Raw genomic sequence first — 17,423 nt, forward strand, 5'->3', positions numbered from 1 at the left:
GACTCGTGACGCCGGTGATGCCAGCTTGGCATCGGATGGCTGGGGCCGGGCGATACGGATTGCCGGCCTGGTGCCCGCATGGCTGCGTCGGCAGTCCGAGCCTCGCCGTCGGTGGCTCGGCCTGCTTGCGGGCGCGTTGAGTGCGCTGGCCTTCGCGCCGGTCAACCTGCTGCCGCTGATGCCACTCGCCCTGGCGGTGCTGGTCTGGCTGATCGACGGCGCGGGGAATCGGCGCGAGGCGGCCCGGCTTGGCTGGTGGTTCAGCTTCGGGCAGCTGGCCACCGGGCTCTACTGGATCGCGCTTTCCTTCCAGTATCAGTCCGCCATGCCGCCGATGACCGGCGTTGTCGCCGTGATCCTGCTGGCGGGTTTCCTGGCGCTCTATGGCGCCCTGGCGGCCGCCGTGGCGCATCGTTTCTGGTCGGCCGGGCCGCTGCGGGTGCTGGTGCTGGCCATCGCCTGGGTGGTCTGCGAGGGCCTGCGCGGTCACCTGTTCACCGGCTTTCCGTGGAACCTGGTCGGCAATAGCTGGCTGGTGCTGCCGCCGGTCGCGCAGGCAGCCAGCGTTGTGGGCGCCTATGGCCTGTCGTTCCTGATGGTGCTGGCGGGTGGCGCCGTTGCCCTGCTGGCCGATGGCCGGGCGGCGTCGCTGCGGGCTGCCCGGTTGATCGGCCTCCTGCTGCTCGCGGTGGCGATGGCCGGCGCCTGGCGCCTGCTCAGCCCGGCGCCGCCACCGGCGGGTGTACCCTTGTACATCATCCAGGCGAATATCGCGCAGGACATCAAATGGGATGCGTCGGACCCGCGCCGCAATCTGCGCGAGCACCTTGAACTGAGCGATGCCGCCATGGCCCCTGGCGCCCCCGGACTGGTCATCTGGCCCGAGACGGCCATTCCGAATATCGTCGAGGAGGAACTGAGCACCCGGTACCTCATCGCCCGCCATGTCAGCGACGGCAGCCTGGTGCTGATGGGCGGCCTGAGGGTCGATCGCACCGCCGACGGGCTGGCGGAGGCGGTGCGCAACAGCCTGCTGGTGATCGACCCCGAGGGACGGATTCAGGGCAGTTACGACAAGGCACATCTTGTGCCGTTCGGTGAATACCTGCCTTTCCGGTCGCTCCTGGAGGCGATCGGCATCGCCCGGCTGGCGCCCGGCGACATCGATTTCGTCGCCGGTCCCGGTGCCCGCACGCTGGCACTGCCGGGCTATCCCGCCGTCGGGCCGATGATCTGCTACGAAGCGATCTTTCCCGGCGCGGTCGCGGATCGTGACCACCGGCCGGACTGGCTGCTCAATGTCTCCAACGACGCCTGGTTTGGTCTGTCCGCCGGCCCCCATCAGCATCTGGCGAGCGCCCGCCTGCGCGCCATCGAGGAAGGGTTGCCGCTGGTGCGCTCCACTCCCACCGGCATTTCGGCGGTCATCGATGCCAAGGGCCGGCTGACCGCCCATCTGGGTCTTGGCGAGCGGGGCGTGCTGAAGGGCGTACTGCCGGGCGCGCTGCCGGCCACGCTCTACAGCCGTTTCAGCGACTGGCCGCTGCTGATCCTGCTCACCCTGACGAGTGTCGTTGTTGTCATTGTTCGCCGTCGAAATTAGAACAACAGCAGATAATTAGACAATATGCAGCGGGTCGCTCACAAATGGCCTTGACGTTCGCCAACTGGTGAAGTCATGTGCGAAAAAATGCAAGGTTCAGAGAGACATGACGGACACGCCGCATCCCATTGACACCTATGTCGGTTCTCGTCTGCGTGCCCGCCGTCGGTTGCTGGGCATCACCCAGGAAAAACTGGGTGACGCGCTCGACCTGACGTTTCAGCAGGTGCAGAAGTACGAGCGCGGCAGCAACCGCATCAGTGCCAGCCGTCTGTTCGAGCTGTCGAAGATTCTCAACGTGCCCATCACCTATTTCTTCGAGGGCGCGGAGGCCGCCACCGGCCTCGGCCTTACCGGACTGGCCGATGGCGGCCAGGATCCCTTCGAGGCGGAACAGCTGTCCTCGCGCGAGACCCAGGATCTGCTCCGCTTCTATTACCGGATTGCCGACCCCAAGGTCCGCAAGAAGATGATCGACTTTCTGAAAAGCCTCGGGCCCGACGCCAACGGCGATTGAACGCTGGCAGGCGCTTCCGTTTCCAATCTCCATTCCGGCTGCCCGTCACCCTGTGCCGGGAGTTGTTGTCGTGCCCGGTGGCTTGTCTTGTCCCGGACGCGCGGGGGTGACGCGCGTCGTCGTGCACTGGACTTAAAGACATAAAGATGACTTTATGTTCTCTTGCCTTTGCCGGCCGGCTGGGTTAAGGCTCTAGTTCCTCCGAGTTGCAGGGACTGAACAAGCGTGAGCCGTTCCCATTTCGTCTTCACCAGCGAATCCGTGTCCGAGGGTCATCCCGACAAGGTGGCGGATCAGATTTCCGACGCCGTGGTCGACCTGTTCCTGACGTCCGACCCGGAGGCCCGGGTGGCGTGTGAGACGCTGACCACCACCCAGCGGATCATCCTTGCCGGCGAGGTGCGCTCGAAGGACCGCGGTCTGATCGACGCCAACGGCGTGATCACGCCAATGGGGCATGAGCGCATCGAGCAGGCGGCCCGAGAAACCGTGCGCGACATCGGCTATGCCCAGGAGGGCTTCCACTGGCAGACCGCCGATTTCGCCTGCCACCTGCACGCCCAGTCGGCGCATATCGCCCAGGGCGTCGACGCCTCGGACAACAAGGACGAGGGTGCCGGTGACCAGGGCATCATGTTCGGCTACGCCTGCGACGAAACGCCGGACCTGATGCCGGCGACGCTCTACTACTCTCATCGCATCCTGGAGAAGCTGGCCGCCGAGCGCCATTCCGGCGCCGCGCCGTTTCTCGAACCCGACGCCAAAAGCCAGGTGACGCTGGCCTACGAGAATGGCCGGCCGGTCCGGGCGGTGAAGCTGGTGGTCTCCACCCAGCACGCCGTCGGCTACGATCAGAAGGTGCTGCGGGCTTACGTGAAGGATGTCATGGCCTCGGTGCTGCCGGCCGGCTGGATGCCGGCAGACACCGACATCTTCGTCAACCCGACCGGCCTGTTCGAGATCGGCGGCCCGGACGGTGACGCCGGCCTCACCGGCCGCAAGATCATCGTCGACACCTACGGCGGTGCCGCTCCCCATGGCGGCGGCGCCTTTTCCGGCAAGGACCCGACCAAGGTCGACCGCTCGGCGGCCTATGCCTGCCGCTATCTGGCCAAAAACGTGGTGGCCGCGGGGCTCGCGCGCCGCTGCACCATCCAGGTCAGCTATGCCATTGGCGTGGCCGAGCCGCTGTCGTTCTACGTCAACCTGCACGACACGGGCACGGTCAGCGAGGACCGGCTGGAGGCCGTGCTGCCGACGCTGGTCCGGCTGACGCCCAAGGGGATCCGCACCCATCTGGGCCTCAACAAGCCGATCTACCGCCGCACCGCCGCCTACGGCCACTTCGGCCGTCAGCCGGACGCCGACGGCGGCTTCTCGTGGGAAAAGACCGATCTCGTCGCGGCGCTCAAGGCGGCGCTCTGAGCGTCTCGACCGGTCGTACGCAAGACTGGCCTAAACCGCCCCGAGCGTGTAAGCGCGGCCGCCATGACCGATGAACAGACCCGTGACGAGACCGCCGGTGCTGGCCGGCGCCCCTCCGACCCGACGACGCTGAAACGGCTCTACGGCCGGCAGAAGGGCTTCAAGCTGCGCGACCGCCAGCAGCGACTGCTTGACGAGTTGCTGCCGCGCGTCGCCGTCCCCCTGCCGCCGTCAGGCCGGGCGCTTGATCCCGCCGCCCTGTTCGGCGCGCCGACCGCCGATCTGTGGCTGGAGATCGGCTTCGGCAAGGGCGAGCACATGGCGACGCTGGCCGCCCGCCACCCCGACATCGGCTTCATCGGCTGCGAGCCGTTCCTCACCGGCGTCGTCGGTGCGTTGGGCCACATCGAGGATCAGCGGCTGGGCAACATCCGCCTGCACATGGGGGACGCCCTGGCGGTGCTGGCGGCCCTGCCGGACGCCAGCCTGGGCCGGGTGTTCCTGCTCCACCCCGACCCCTGGCCCAAGGCGCGCCACGCCAAGCGGCGCTTCGTCAACCCCGGCCCGCTGGACCTGATCGCCGCCAAGCTGCGGCCCGGCGGCGAGTTCCGCGTCGCCACCGACCACCCCACCTACATGGCGTGGACGGTAATGCAGATGGACCATCGGCGCGACTTCGACTGGCTGGCCGAGCAGCCGGACGACTGGCGTGTCCGCCCCGACGATTGGCCCGCCACCCGCTACGGCCAGTGGGCCGAGAGCGAGGGCCGTCCGATCTGGTATTTCCGCTACCGGCGGGCGTGAGCGGCGCGCGCGGGCTGTACGTCAGATCGCTCCCTTGCAATTGTGCCGCCGCGCAGGTATAGCGCTTGACAATCTTCCACATGGTCAGCCTTGCGGAAGTCGCCACGAAGTCTCGCGGCGGCGCCAGCCGGGTTTGTCCATGCGGGGTTTCGATCCTTCGCATTGGAGCTGCCGTTGGCGGACATCGCGCGCCTCACCGCACTCATCGAGCCCATCGTCACCCGACTGGGCTACGAGCTGGTGCGCGTCAGTTTCGGCGGCGGCGAGAAGCGGGCGGTGCTGCAGGTGATGGCGGAGCGGCCGGAGACCGGCCAGCTGGTGATCGAGGACTGCGAGGCGATCAGCCGGGCGATTTCCGACATGCTCGATATCGAGGATCCGATCGAAGGCGAGTATCGCCTGGAAGTCTCCTCGCCGGGTATCGACCGGCCGCTGACCCGGCCGAAGGATTATGTCAACTGGGCCGGCCACGAGGTGCGGATCACGCTGGCGACCCCGGTCGAGGGGCGCAAGCGGCTGGTGGGTGTGATCCGGGGGCTTGCCGGCGACCAGCTCACCGTCGCCACCGAGGCCGGCGATTTCACCGTGCCACTCAGCGCCATCGCCGGCGCCAAGCTGGTGCTTACCGATGCACTCATCCGGGCCACCGCGCCCGCCAGACCCGAATAAGGCCCACCGGCCCACGAGGAGAGGACCGAGGACACATGGCAACCGCAATCAGCGCCAACAAAATGGAACTGCTCGCCATCGCCGACGCGGTGGCGCGCGAGAAGTCGATCGACAAGGGTGTCGTGCTTGAGGCGATGGAGGAGGCGATCCAGCGCGCCGCCCGTGCCCGCTACGGCTCGGAGAACGACATCCGCGCCAAGATCGACCCCAAGACCGGCGACATGCGGCTGTGGCGGGTGGTCGAGGTGGTCGAGCTGCCGGAAGACCTGTTCAAGCAGATCTCGGTCGTCGATGCCCAGTCGCGCAAGCCTGGTGCCGTGGTCGGTGATTTCATCACTGATCCGTTGCCGCCGCTCGACTTCGGTCGCATCGCCGCCCAGTCGGCCAAGCAGGTGATCGTGCAGAAGGTGCGCGACGCCGAGCGCGACCGCCAGTTCGAGGAGTTCAAGGACCGCGTCGGCGAGGTTATCACCGGCGTCGTCAAACGCGTCGAGTTCGGCCATGTGGTGGTGGACCTCGGCAAGGCCGAGGGCGTCATCCGCCGTGACCAGCAGATCCCGCGCGAGACGCTGCGCGTCGGCGACCGCGTGCGGGCCTATATCATGAGTGTGCGCCGCGAGAACCGCGGTCCGCAGATCTTCCTCTCCCGCGCGCATCCGGAGTTCATGAAAAAGCTGTTCGCGCAGGAAGTGCCGGAGATCTACGACGGCGTCATCGAAATCAAGGCCTGCGCCCGCGATCCGGGCTCGCGTGCCAAGATCGGCGTCATCTCCAACGACGGCTCGATCGATCCGGTCGGCGCTTGCGTCGGCATGAAGGGCAGCCGCGTGCAGGCGGTGGTGCAGGAATTGCAGGGCGAGAAGATCGACATCATCCCCTGGTCGCCCGATCCCGCCACCTTCATCGTCAACGCGCTGCAGCCGGCGGAAGTCACCAAGGTCGTGCTCGATGAGGAAGATCGCCGCATCGAGGTGGTGGTCCCCGACGACCAGCTGAGCCTGGCCATCGGCCGGCGCGGCCAGAACGTCCGCCTGGCCAGCCAGCTGACCGGCTGGACCATCGACATCCTCACCGAGGCCGAGGAATCCGAGCGTCGCCAGAAGGAATTCAAGGAACGCTCCGAGATGTTCATCAACGAGCTGGACGTCGACGAGACGCTGGCCCAGCTGCTGGTGGCCGAAGGCTTCACCGAGCTGGAGGAAGTGGCGTTCGTCGAGATCGACGATCTGGCCGGCATCGAGGGACTGGACGAGGATGTCGCCCAGGAACTGCAGAGCCGCGCCCAGGAAGCGCTGGAGCGCCGGGCCGAGAAGGCGCGCGAGGAGCGCGTGGCGCTGGGCGTCGAGGATGCGCTGGCCGCCATCGACGGGCTGACCGAACCGATGCTCCTGGTGCTGGGTCAGGCGGGTATCAAGACGCTCGACGATCTGGCCGATCTGGCAACGGACGAGCTGATTGCCAAGAAGGACGGCATCCTGAAGGATTTCGGGCTGTCGGAGGAGGAGGGCAACCGCATCATCATGGCGGCGCGCGCCCACTGGTTCGAGGGTGAGGGTGAGCAAGGCTGAGGCGTCAGACGAGTCCATCCGCCGCTGCATCCTCTCCGGCGAGCGGCATGAGCGCACGGGGCTGATCCGCCTGGCGGTCGGCCCCGACGGCGAGGTCGTCGCCGACCTCGGCAACAAACTGGGCGGCCGCGGGGCCTGGATCGGCCCCGACCGTCCTGCGCTGGAGACGGCACTGGCCAAGGGACGACTGCGCGGTCAGCTGGCCCGTACGCTGAAGGTGGACGCCGGGGCGCTGAAACTCGCCGACGACCTGCCCGATCGCATCGCCGCCGGGCTGGCGCAGCGGACGCTCAACCGGCTGGGGCTGGAAAACCGGGCCGGCAACCTCACCTTCGGTTTCGACCGGGTGCAGGAAGCGATCCGCGCCGGCCGGGTGTTTGGACTGCTGCATGCCGCCGATGCCGCCGCCGATGGCGCCGGCAAGCTGGATGGCGGCGTGCGGACCTGGTGCCCGGATGCATGGGTGATGACACTGCCTGTCACACGGGCTGATTTGGGCTTGGCGTTGGGCCGGGATAATATGGTACACGCTGCGGTCATTGACTCGGGAGCCTCGCGGCGCGTCGCTGAAGACGTGCGCCGTTGGGCTGCGTTTGTTGCCACTCCGGCGACCGGCGACTGAGCCCGAGGCAGGAAGTTTAGGACGGTTTTTGGATGAACGACGATAAGAAACTGACGCTGGGCTCGCGGCCCCCGCTGGGCATCAAGAAGACCATCGAGGCCGGCAAGGTGAAGCAGAGCTTCAGCCATGGTCGCTCCAAGACTGTCATGGTCGAGGTGAAGAAGCGGCGCGTGCTTGGCAAGGCTGAAAGCGCCGAGGTCGAGACGCCGGCGCCGGAACCCGTTGCGCCACCGCCGCCCGCCGCTCCTATGGCCCCCGTCGTCGAGGCGCCCAAGCCCGTCGCGCCCCCCGCGCCGCCTCCCGTTGTCGAGTCCGCGCCGCCACCGCCGCCGCCGGAACCGGTTCAGCCGGCTGCCGCGCCCGCCCCGGCCGCCGCTGCCCCCGCGCCCGCCGCCAAGCCGGCGCCGGCACCGGCACCGGCGCCCGCGCGTCGTCCTATCGCGCCGATCACCGGCGAGGACCGGTTGACCCGCCAGGAGCGGGTGCAGGCCGCCATCCGTCAGGCGGAAGAGGAGCGGATGCGCGCGCTTGAGGAACAGCGTCGTCGCACCGATCTGGAGCGTGAGGCCGCGCTGGCCGCTGAACGCGAGGCCCGCGAGGCCAAGCGTCGCGCCGGGGAAGAGGAGGCCGCCGCCGCCGAAGCGGAGGCCGCGGCCACCCAGGCGGCGCCGGCGTCGGATGCCGAGACCGAGGCGCGTGCGCCGGGTGCCGAGGCGCGCCCGGTCAAGCTGAAGGCGGATGCCGAAGAGGACGACGCCGAGCGCGCCCGGCCGGGCCAGCCTGCCAAGCGCAAGCCCGAGGTTCACAAGCCGGCCCGCGTCAAGGGTGACGAGCGTCGCCAGTCCGGCAAGCTGACGGTGGTGCGGGCGCTGGAGGACGAGGATTCGGTGCGCGTGCGCTCGATGGCGGCGCTCAAGCGCGCCCGCGAGAAGGAACGCCGTTCGCACATGATGCCGGGCCAGGCCGCCAAGCAGGTGCGCGAAGTGGTGGTGCCGGAGACGATCACGGTGCAGGAACTGGCCAACCGCATGGCCGAGCGCGCCTCCGACGTGATCAAGGCGCTGTTCAAGATGGGCGTGGTCGCCACGCTCAACCAGTCGATCGACCAGGACACCGCTGAACTGATTGTCACCGACTTCGGCCACATGGTGAAGCGTGTCGCCGAGTCCGACGTCGAAATCGGTCTGACCGGCGGCGAGGACGTCGAGGGCGATCTGCAGCCGCGGCCGCCGGTGGTCACCATCATGGGCCACGTCGATCACGGCAAGACCTCGCTGCTGGATGCCCTGCGCGGCACCGATGTGGTGGCGGGCGAGGCCGGCGGCATCACCCAGCACATCGGCGCCTACCAGGTGACGGTGAAGTCGGGCGACAAGATCACCTTCCTCGACACGCCGGGCCACGAGGCCTTCACCGAGATGCGCGCGCGCGGTGCCAACGTCACCGACATCGTCATCCTGGTGGTGGCGGCGGACGATGGCCTGATGCCGCAGACCATCGAGGCCATCAATCATACCAAGGCGGCCGGCGTGCCGATGATCGTCGCCATCAACAAGATGGACAAGCCGGGCGCCAACCCGGCCAAGGTCCGCGAGGCGCTGCTGCAGCACGACGTGCAGGTGGAAGCCTTCGGTGGCGAGGTGCAGGACGTTGAAGTGTCGGCGCTGAAGAAGCTCGGCCTGGACGAACTGATCGAGAAGATCCTGCTGCAGGCGGAAATCCTGGAGCTTAAGGCCAATCCGGATCGTCCGGGCGAAGGTACGGTGATCGAGGCCAAGCTTGACAAGGGCCGGGGTCCGCTCGCGACCGTGCTGGTCAGCCGCGGCACCGTGAAGGTGGGTGACATCTTCGTGGTTGGCGCCGAATGGGGCAAGGTGCGCGCGCTGGTCGACGACAAGGGGCGCCAGATCAAGTCGGCCGGACCGTCGCAGCCCGTCGAAGTTCTCGGTCTGTCCGGCGTGCCGGGCGCCGGTGATGCCTTCTCGGTCGTCGAGTCGGAAGCGCGTGCCCGCGAAGTGGCGGCCTATCGCCAGACGCTGGCCCAGCGCAAGCGCCAGACGGTGGCGCCGACCTCGCTGGAATCCATGTTCTCGGCGCTCAAGGCGTCCAAGGCCAAGGAATTCCCGGTGGTCATCAAGGCCGACGTGCATGGTTCGGTGGAGGCGATCTCCCAGGCCGTCAACAAGCTGTCGACCGAGGAGATCAAGGCGCGCGTGCTGCACGCGGCGGTGGGTGGAATCACCGAATCCGACGTGACGCTGGCGAAAGCCTCGAACGCGCCGATCGTCGGCTTCAACGTCCGCGCCAACGCCAAGGCCCGCGAGGTCGCGGAGCGCGATGGCGTGGTGCTGAAGTACTACAACATCATCTACGACCTGGTGGACGACATGAAGGCCGCCATGGCCGGCCAGCTCGGCCCGGAGATGGTGGAGAATGTGGTCGGCCGCGCCGAGGTCCGCGAGGTGTTCCAGGCCGGCAAGGCCGGCAAGGCCGCCGGTCTCATCGTCCGCGAAGGCAATCTCAAGCGCAACCTCAAGGCCCGCATCCTGCGCGACGACGTCATTGTCTACGACGGTTCGCTGTCGTCGCTGCGGCGTTTCAAGGATGACGTCAACGACGTGCGCGCGGGTCTCGAATGCGGTGTCACGCTGGAGAACTTCCAGGACATCAAGGTTGGCGACATGATCGAGGCTTACGAGATCGAGCAACGCGAGCGGACGCTCTAACGCTTACACCCTCTCCCTCCCGGAGAGGGGGAGGAACCGGCCATGCGCTATCAACAGACCGAGGGCGGAAAATCGGTGCGCCTGCTGCGCGTCGGCGAGCAGATCCGCCATGTGCTGGCGGAATTGCTGGCGCGCGGCGACGTGCAGGACGACGTGCTGGCAACCCATTCCGTCACGGTTACCCAGGTCAAGGTGTCCCCCGACCTGCGCCACGCCACCGTGTTCGTCGAGCCGCTGGGTGGTGCCGACGAGGAGGCGGTCCTGGGTGCGCTCAAGCGCCACGCCCGCTTCCTCAAGGGCGAGCTTGGTCACCGGGTGCGGATGAAATACACGCCCGATCTGGTGTTCCGACTCGACGACAGCTTCGCCACCGCCAACCGCATCGACGCGCTGCTGCGCAGCCCCAAGGTCGCCCGCGATCTGGTGGACGAGCCGCGCCGGCCCCTGGTCGACGAAGACGACGACCAGTAGACCATGGCGCTCCACGGCTGGTTCAATGTCGACAAGCCGCTCGGGCTGACGTCGGCCCAGGTGGTCGGCCGCCTGCAGCGGGCGCTGCGCCAGGCGGGCTACGGCAAGCTGAAGATCGGTCACGGCGGCACGCTTGATCCGCTGGCGACCGGCGTGCTGCCGGTGGCGCTGGGCGAGGCAACCAAGCTGTCGGGCTACCTGCTGGACGCGACCAAGGGCTATCGTTTCACCATCGGTTTTGGCGAGGCCCGCACCACGGATGACCTGGAAGGGGCGGTGTGCGCCACTTCCGGGGTCCGGCCGTCGCTGGCGGCCATCGAGGGGGCACTGCCGGCTTTCACCGGCGCCATCACCCAGATCCCGCCGGCCTATTCCGCCCTCAAGGTGGACGGCGCGCGCGCTTATGATCTCGCCCGTGCCGGCGAGACGGTGGTGCTGGCGCCGCGCGGCGTGACCATCTTCGCGCTCGGCGTGGCGGCCATCGACGGCACGGACGCGGCGGTCGAGGCGGTGACGCTCGACGTGCTGTGCTCCAAGGGGACCTATGTGCGGGCGCTGGCGCGCGACCTCGCCGCGGCGCTGGGCACGGTGGGCCATGTCGCGATGCTCCGGCGGACCAAGGCGGGACCGTTCGCGCTGGAAACGGCGATTTCGCTGGACAAGCTCGACCAATTCATTCAAGAGCGGCGCCCGGAACAGGCATTGTTGCCGCTGACGGCAGGGCTGGACGACATCCCGGCTCTGCCCGTCAACCCCGAGGAGGCCGCCATGTTGCGTCAAGGGCAGCGGCTCCAGGGGACTCTCCTCAAGCCTGGCACCTATATGGCGATGAACGGGTCTGTTCCCATCGCCATCGTCGAGGCCGTTGCCGGCCAGGTGCGGGTACTGAGGGGGCTGAACGTTGGATGAAAGGAGATATCGATGTCGATTACGGCTGAGAAGAAACAGGAACTGATCAAGACCTATGCGCGCGGCGGTGAAGACACCGGTTCGCCCGAGGTCCAGGTGGCGATCCTCTCCGAGCGCATCGCCAACCTCACCGAGCATTTCAAGACCCACAAGAAGGACAACCACTCCCGGCGTGGCCTTCTGATGCTGGTCAACAAGCGGCGTCGGCTGCTGGACTATGTGAAGTCCCGCGACGTCGAGCGCTACCAGAGCCTGATCCAGCGGCTCGGACTGCGCAAGTAAGCGAACCCCACAGGCGCCCGCTTCGAACTCCGGAGCGGGCGTCTTGGCTTTTCGGGCACCTCTTGCCGGTGCCTTGGCTTTTGGGCCCCCGCGGCCTACACTCCCGCCACCCCCGTGTGGCGGGTATCCGATCCCCCGAGGCGCTGTCCGCCGTCTCGCTCGGGTATTTCCAGCGGACATTTCGGGCCTGCGGGCCCATGCAAGATGGAGGGTTGGCGGCATGTGGCTGCTTCCCTCGCTGGGTGGTGAATCGCAGCCCCGGTGATCCGCACCGGCTGCGCGAAACGATCCGCCTGTCTCGCGGTCCGTCGGAGCAATGGGGTTCCGGCGATACGAAGAAAGACTGTCAATGTTCGACATGCAGAAGAAAGAAATCACCTGGGGTGGCCGCAAGCTGACCCTGGAGACGGGTCGCATTGCCCGTCAGGCCGATGGCGCGGTGCTCGCGACCTACGGCGAAACCGCGGTGCTGTGCACCGTGGTCGGCGCGAAGAGCGTCAAGGAAGGGCAGGACTTCTTCCCCCTCACCGTCCACTACCAGGAAAAATTCTTCGCCGCCGGCAAGATCCCCGGCGGCTTCTTCAAGCGGGAAGGTCGTCCGACCGAGAAGGAAACCCTGGTTTCCCGTCTGATCGACCGGCCGATCCGGCCGCTGTTCCCGGAAGGCTTCTACAACGAGGTATTGGTGATCTGTCAGACCGTCTCCTACGACGGCGAGAATGATCCCGACATCGTCGCCATGGTTGGCGCGTCGGCCGCGCTCACCATTTCCGGCATTCCGTTCATGGGCCCGATCGGCGCCGCCAGGGTCGGCTACATTGACGGCGACTATGTGCTGAACCCGACCAAGGACCAGATCGAGGCATCGTCGCTCGACCTGGTGGTCGCCGGCACCCACGACGCCGTGCTGATGGTGGAATCGGAAGCCAAGGAGCTCTCCGAGGAGATCATGCTGGGCGCCGTGATGTTCGGCCAGCGCGAGTCGCAGGCGGTGATCAAGGCGATCATCGACCTCGCCGAGCGTTCCGCCAAGGAGCCGTGGGATATCCCGGCGAAGCCCGATACCTCGGCGCTCTATGCCGAGCTGAAGGGCCTGGTCGAGGCCGACCTGCGGGCCGCCTACGCCACCACCGCCAAGTCGGCGCGCCGCGACATGATCGACGTTGCCAAGAAGAAGGCGCAGGAAGCGCTGGGCGAGGCCAATGGCGCCCAGCTGGTCGGCAAGCTGCTGAAGAAGCTGGAGCAGGACATCGTCCGCACGGCGATCCTGAAGGATGGCAAGCGCATCGACGGCCGCGGCACCACCGACATCCGGCCGATCGACTGCCAGGTGCAGATGCTGCCCCGCACCCACGGGTCGGCGCTGTTCACCCGTGGTGAAACCCAGGCGCTGGTCACCACCACGCTGGGTACCGGCGACGACGAGCAGATGATCGACGGCCTCGACGGCATCCGTCACGAGAACTTCATGCTGCACTACAACTTCCCGCCCTACTCGGTCGGTGAAGTGGGCCGCTTCGGCGCCCAGAGCCGGCGTGAGGTGGGCCATGGCAAGCTGGCCTGGCGCGCGGTGCACCCGGTGCTGCCGACCAAGGAAGCCTTCCCTTACACGGTGCGCATCGTCTCCGACATCACCGAGTCCAACGGTTCCTCCTCGATGGCCAGCGTCTGCGGCGCGTCGCTGTCGATGATGGACGCCGGCGTGCCGCTGCTGCGGCCGGTCTCGGGTATCGCCATGGGCCTGATTCTGGAGGGCAAGGAGTTCGCCGTGATCTCCGACATCCTCGGTGACGAGGACCATCTGGGCGACATGGACTTCAAGGTCGCGGGCACCGAGCAGGGCATCACCGCGCTGCAGATGGACATCAAGGTCGCCGGCATCACCGAGGAGATCATGAAGGTGGCGCTGGAGCAGGCCCATGCCGGCCGCGCGCACATCCTGGGCAAGATGAACGCCGCGCTCGGCGGCACCCGCCAGGAGATGAGCCAGCACGCGCCGCGCATCGAGACCATCAAGATCCCGAAGGAGAAAATCCGCGAAGTGATCGGCACTGGTGGCAAGGTGATCCGCGAGATCGTCGAGGTCACCGGCGCCAAGGTTGACATCGAGGACGACGGCACCGTCAAGGTGTCGAGCTCCAACGTCGACCAGATCCAGGCGGCGCTGAAGTGGATCGAGGGCATCGTCGCCGAGCCGGAAGTGGGCAAGATCTACGAAGGCAAGGTGGTGTCGATCGTCGACTTCGGTGCTTTCGTGAACTTCCTCGGCGCCCGCGACGGCCTGGTGCACATCTCGGAAGTGCAGAACGAGCGTCTGGCCAAGGTGGCGGATGTTCTCACCGAAGGCCAGATGGTCAAGGTCAAGGTGCTGGGCATCGACGACCGCGGCAAGGTCCGCCTGTCCATGCGCGTCGTCAACCAGGAGACCGGTGAAGAACTGCCGGACGAGCGCCCGGCCCGTGAGCCGCGGGAACCGCGTGAGCCGCGTGAAGGCGGTGACGATCGTGGCGAGCGTTCCGATCGTCGTCGTCCGCGCCGTCCGCGCCGCGACGACTGATCGGCGTCCTCGACCCTGATCGCCCCGGGCCTGCGCGGTCTGAGGCCTGAATCAGGCGACAGAGGCTGGACAGCTGAAGGGCTTCCCCCAGGTGGGGGAAGCCCTTTGCCGTTGCCGCCCATGGCTGTCGTTACAGTGTCGTGCCAACGGTGGCCGGATTGCCGCAGTGCCCTATATGTCTCGCCTTGGCGGCGCAAACACTGTATGACAGCGCCGTGAATTGACCCTGAAAGGCTCGTTGATGTTGAAGTCGTTGAACGCCATCCTGATGGCCGGCCGGGAAGTCCTGCCGCTGGTCGAGGGTGGCAAGGGCATCTCCGCCACCAACCATCTGTCGTCCGGTGCCTGGGCACTGGCCGGTGGCGTCGGCACGGTGTCGGCGGTGAACGCGGACTCCTATGCCGCCGACGGCTCCATCGTTCCGCAGGTCTATCGCGGCAAGACCCGCCGCGACCGTCATGACGAACTGGTGCGCTATGCCATCGACGGTGGCATCGAGCAGGTGCGCCGCGCCTGGGAAATGGCTTCCGGCAAGGGCGCGCTCAACATCAATATCCTGTGGGAGATGGGCGGCGCCCAGCGGGTGCTGCATGGCGTGCTGGAAAAGACCCGCGGCCTGGTATCCGGTGTCACCTGCGGTGCCGGCATGCCCTACAAGCTGTCCGAGATCGCCGCCTCCTACGGTGTCCACTACTACCCCATCGTCTCGTCCGGCCGCGCCTTTCGCGCGCTGTGGAAGCGCGCCTACTCGAAGGCGTCGGAGTGGCTGGGCGCGGTGGTCTATGAAGACCCGTGGCGGGCCGGCGGCCACAACGGCCTGTCCAACGCCGAGGATCCGTTGAAGCCGGAAGACCCCTATCCGCGTGTCAAGGCGTTGCGCGACGTGATGCGTGAGGAAGGCATTTCCGACGATGTGCCGATCGTCATGGCTGGCGGCGTCTGGTGCCTGCGCGAGTGGGAACACTGGATCGGCAACAAGGAACTCGGCGCCATCGCCTTCCAGTTCGGCACCCGGCCGCTGGTGACGCGGGAAAGCCCGATTCCCGAACAGTGGAAGCAGGCACTGCTGAAGCTCGAAAACGAGAGCGACGTGCTGCTGCACCGCTTCTCGCCGACCGGCTTCTATTCGTCCGCCGTGCGCAACCCGTTCCTGCGCAACCTGGAGGCCCGCTCCGAGCGGCAAATTCCCTTCACGGCGGAAGCGGTGGGCGAGCACACCCATGTGCTCGACGTTGGCAATCTGCCGCGCGGCAACAAGCTTTATGTGACGACCGGCGATCTGCTGCGTGCGCGCGAATGGGTGGCATTGGGCTTCACCGAGGCGCTGAAGACACCCGACTCCACGGTGGTGTTCGTCGGCCGCGAGGAGAAGGCGGAAATCCGCAAGGATCAGGCCGACTGCATGGGCTGTCTGTCGCAGTGCAGCTTCTCGGCCTGGGCGGACAACGAAAAATCCTCGACCGGACGGCTCGCCGATCCGCGCAGCTTCTGCATCCAGAAGACGCTGCAGGACATCGCCCACGGGGGTGAGCTTGATCGCAACCTGATGTTCGCGGGGCACAACGCCTTCCGCTTCTCGAAGGACCCGTTCTACTCCAACGGATTCATTCCGACGGTGAAGCAGCTGATCGACCGCATCATGACCGGCGACTGATCGGCGCGATTGACGCTGGCTCCTGCGGCTCAGCCGAAATCAGCAAGCGCGTCGAGCGATTCGGGAGTCATGCCGCCTGGCACGATGGTGACCGGGCATGGCAGTGTGCCGGCGATCTGGCCGGAGAAGAAATCGACCAGCGGGCCGGGGTCGCCCTTGGCCGAGGCCGCCAGCACCAGTCGAACAACCGAGGGGTCGGCGCGCAGCACGTTCAGCACCTGTTCGTCGGTCTTGCCGGCACGGATGAGAATCTGCGGCGGCCGGCCCGCCTGGCGCTCGACATCCACTGCCATCGCTTCCAGCAGGGCCTCGGCCTTTTCCCGTGCCTCCTGCTCCATCATGTCCTGCACCCCGCCCCACTGGACGAAGTCCATCGGCGGAATCACATGCAGGATCAAGACCTGCCCGCCGGGGGTCGAAGCCGCGCGGCCGGCTGCATACCGCAGCGCTTTCCGGCACTCGGGCGTGTCATCGACCACCACCGCGTACTTGCGTTGACGATCGTCGGGCGTGACAGCGTTCATCGGTTTCGCTTCCCCCGGTGATGATGCCGGCGGCCGCCGCGGGCGACGGCCACGGGTGGGACGTTACTTCTGCAGGATCGCCGTGATTTCACGCAGCTCGGTGCGGGCACGCATCAGCAATACCCCCTGGGCGGTCAGGTGATTGTTGATCAGCAGGCCCTGAGGGTCGCTATTGGCGACAATCAGCGGGTCGATGGCGATCAGGGCCTCCAGGCTCCTCATCAGTTCGCCCCACACGGTCGCCAGCTCGCGCTGACGGATCAGCCCGCCATAGTCCTCACGCAGGCCACGCAGGATCATGTGTGCCGCATAGGCCTGACCACGCACGTTGTAGAACACATTGTCGCTCTGCCAGTCGATCAGCCCCTTGCCGGCGTGGTTGGCGACATGCTGGTCAAGCTGGGCCGATGCCGAGCCCAGGCTGAGGGCGAGGCGGTCAAGCACGGCGTTCAGCGTGTCGGCACGGCGTTCAAACAGCGCCTGGCCATTGCCGACCCGGCTGTTGTAGCGGCGCAACTCGGTTACCGCGTCGCGATAATAGGAGGTCGACGACCCGCGTATCCATGGCCAGTCGGTCCCCAGCCACCAGCGGTCGGGGGGGTAGGAAAGGTCGGCGAAGGCCTTTTCCAGATCGGGGGCGGTGCTGCCGGAGCCGCGCGCGCGGGCGACCTGGTCCTTGAGTTCCAGCAGGAACTGCTGGGTGGTCTGGCGCATGCCGGTCTGAAAGGCCGGCATGTTGTCGATCAGGCCGGTCGGGAAGAACCAGGGGTCGTCGGGTGTCCACCGGTGTGTGTTGAGCTCGCGGTCCAGCAATCCGGACGACATCGCGACGGCCACGCTGCCGCCGGGTGGCAGATCGGCGGGCGAGGGGCGGAACGCCAGATCATCGTCAACCGTCGAGAGGGCGATGCCGCCAACGCCGAAATAGAGAAACAGCAGCAGCAACGCCGCGCCGGTGATCCAGCCCGCTCGCCCGAGGCGGTCGTTCAGGAACGCAACCAGCGACTCATCATTACTGGCGGCGCCCTCGGCGCGTTGCTGGCGCCGGGCCTGCCAGGAAAGTTTCCATCGCGTGAGCCATTGCATCATCAT

Annotated in this window: 15 protein-coding genes; 13 read left to right on the top strand and 2 right to left on the bottom strand. The window is 67.0% G+C overall.

What is annotated here, in order from left to right; all coding sequences use genetic code 11:
* Positions 1–70: 70 nt before the first annotated feature.
* From lnt to ABU113_RS09860, 13 genes are all read left to right on the top strand, one after another.
* A complete protein-coding gene (gene lnt, locus ABU113_RS09800) occupies positions 71–1,603 on the top strand; it encodes an apolipoprotein N-acyltransferase (protein WP_454559331.1) in 1,533 nt (510 codons plus the stop codon).
* Positions 1,604–1,709: 106 nt separating this feature from the next.
* Complete coding sequence (locus tag ABU113_RS09805; RefSeq protein ID WP_454559332.1) at positions 1,710–2,120, top strand: helix-turn-helix domain-containing protein; 411 nt, start codon at positions 1,710–1,712, stop codon at positions 2,118–2,120.
* A gap of 225 nt (positions 2,121–2,345) precedes the next feature.
* Complete coding sequence (gene metK, locus ABU113_RS09810) at positions 2,346–3,545, top strand: methionine adenosyltransferase (protein WP_454559333.1); 1,200 nt, start codon at positions 2,346–2,348, stop codon at positions 3,543–3,545.
* 63 nt (positions 3,546–3,608) lie between these two features.
* The gene (gene trmB, locus ABU113_RS09815) at positions 3,609–4,349 is read left to right on the top strand and encodes a tRNA (guanosine(46)-N7)-methyltransferase TrmB (RefSeq protein ID WP_454559334.1); all 741 of its coding nucleotides are present in this window, start codon (positions 3,609–3,611) and stop codon (positions 4,347–4,349) included.
* A gap of 174 nt (positions 4,350–4,523) precedes the next feature.
* The gene (gene rimP, locus ABU113_RS09820) at positions 4,524–5,018 is read left to right on the top strand and encodes a ribosome maturation factor RimP (RefSeq protein ID WP_454559335.1); all 495 of its coding nucleotides are present in this window, start codon (positions 4,524–4,526) and stop codon (positions 5,016–5,018) included.
* Positions 5,019–5,053: 35 nt separating this feature from the next.
* Positions 5,054–6,586: a transcription termination factor NusA gene (nusA, locus tag ABU113_RS09825; protein WP_454559336.1), complete on the top strand. Its 1,533-nt coding sequence runs from the start codon at positions 5,054–5,056 to the stop codon at positions 6,584–6,586.
* A complete protein-coding gene (locus tag ABU113_RS09830) occupies positions 6,573–7,208 on the top strand; it encodes a DUF448 domain-containing protein (protein WP_454559337.1) in 636 nt (211 codons plus the stop codon). The genes nusA and ABU113_RS09830 overlap by 14 nt, the downstream gene beginning before the upstream one ends.
* A gap of 32 nt (positions 7,209–7,240) precedes the next feature.
* The gene (infB, locus tag ABU113_RS09835) at positions 7,241–9,934 is read left to right on the top strand and encodes a translation initiation factor IF-2 (protein WP_454559338.1); all 2,694 of its coding nucleotides are present in this window, start codon (positions 7,241–7,243) and stop codon (positions 9,932–9,934) included.
* Between the two features lie 42 nt (positions 9,935–9,976).
* A complete protein-coding gene (gene rbfA / locus ABU113_RS09840) occupies positions 9,977–10,405 on the top strand; it encodes a 30S ribosome-binding factor RbfA (RefSeq protein ID WP_454559339.1) in 429 nt (142 codons plus the stop codon).
* 3 nt (positions 10,406–10,408) lie between these two features.
* Complete coding sequence (truB, locus tag ABU113_RS09845) at positions 10,409–11,314, top strand: tRNA pseudouridine(55) synthase TruB (protein WP_454559340.1); 906 nt, start codon at positions 10,409–10,411, stop codon at positions 11,312–11,314.
* A 12-nt stretch (positions 11,315–11,326) separates the two neighbouring features.
* The gene (gene rpsO / locus ABU113_RS09850) at positions 11,327–11,596 is read left to right on the top strand and encodes a 30S ribosomal protein S15 (RefSeq protein ID WP_454559341.1); all 270 of its coding nucleotides are present in this window, start codon (positions 11,327–11,329) and stop codon (positions 11,594–11,596) included.
* Between the two features lie 349 nt (positions 11,597–11,945).
* Positions 11,946–14,153: a polyribonucleotide nucleotidyltransferase gene (pnp, locus tag ABU113_RS09855; protein ID WP_454559342.1), complete on the top strand. Its 2,208-nt coding sequence runs from the start codon at positions 11,946–11,948 to the stop codon at positions 14,151–14,153.
* A 241-nt stretch (positions 14,154–14,394) separates the two neighbouring features.
* Positions 14,395–15,807: an NAD(P)H-dependent flavin oxidoreductase gene (locus ABU113_RS09860; protein ID WP_454559343.1), complete on the top strand. Its 1,413-nt coding sequence runs from the start codon at positions 14,395–14,397 to the stop codon at positions 15,805–15,807.
* A 29-nt stretch (positions 15,808–15,836) separates the two neighbouring features.
* Here ABU113_RS09860 and ABU113_RS09865 read toward each other — a convergent pair whose 3' ends face one another.
* Entirely contained in the window at positions 15,837–16,331 is a 495-nt protein-coding gene (locus tag ABU113_RS09865; protein WP_454559344.1) for a universal stress protein, read from the bottom strand.
* Positions 16,332–16,394: 63 nt separating this feature from the next.
* Positions 16,395–17,420 (bottom strand): DUF2333 family protein, encoded by a 1,026-nt coding sequence (locus ABU113_RS09870; RefSeq protein ID WP_454559345.1) that lies wholly within the window; start codon positions 17,418–17,420, stop codon positions 16,395–16,397.
* Between the last annotated feature and the right edge of the window lie 3 nt (positions 17,421–17,423).

This window comes from Parapedomonas caeni, assembly GCF_041060555.1.
Lineage (GTDB): Bacteria > Pseudomonadota > Alphaproteobacteria > Sphingomonadales > Sphingomonadaceae > CAUJIW01.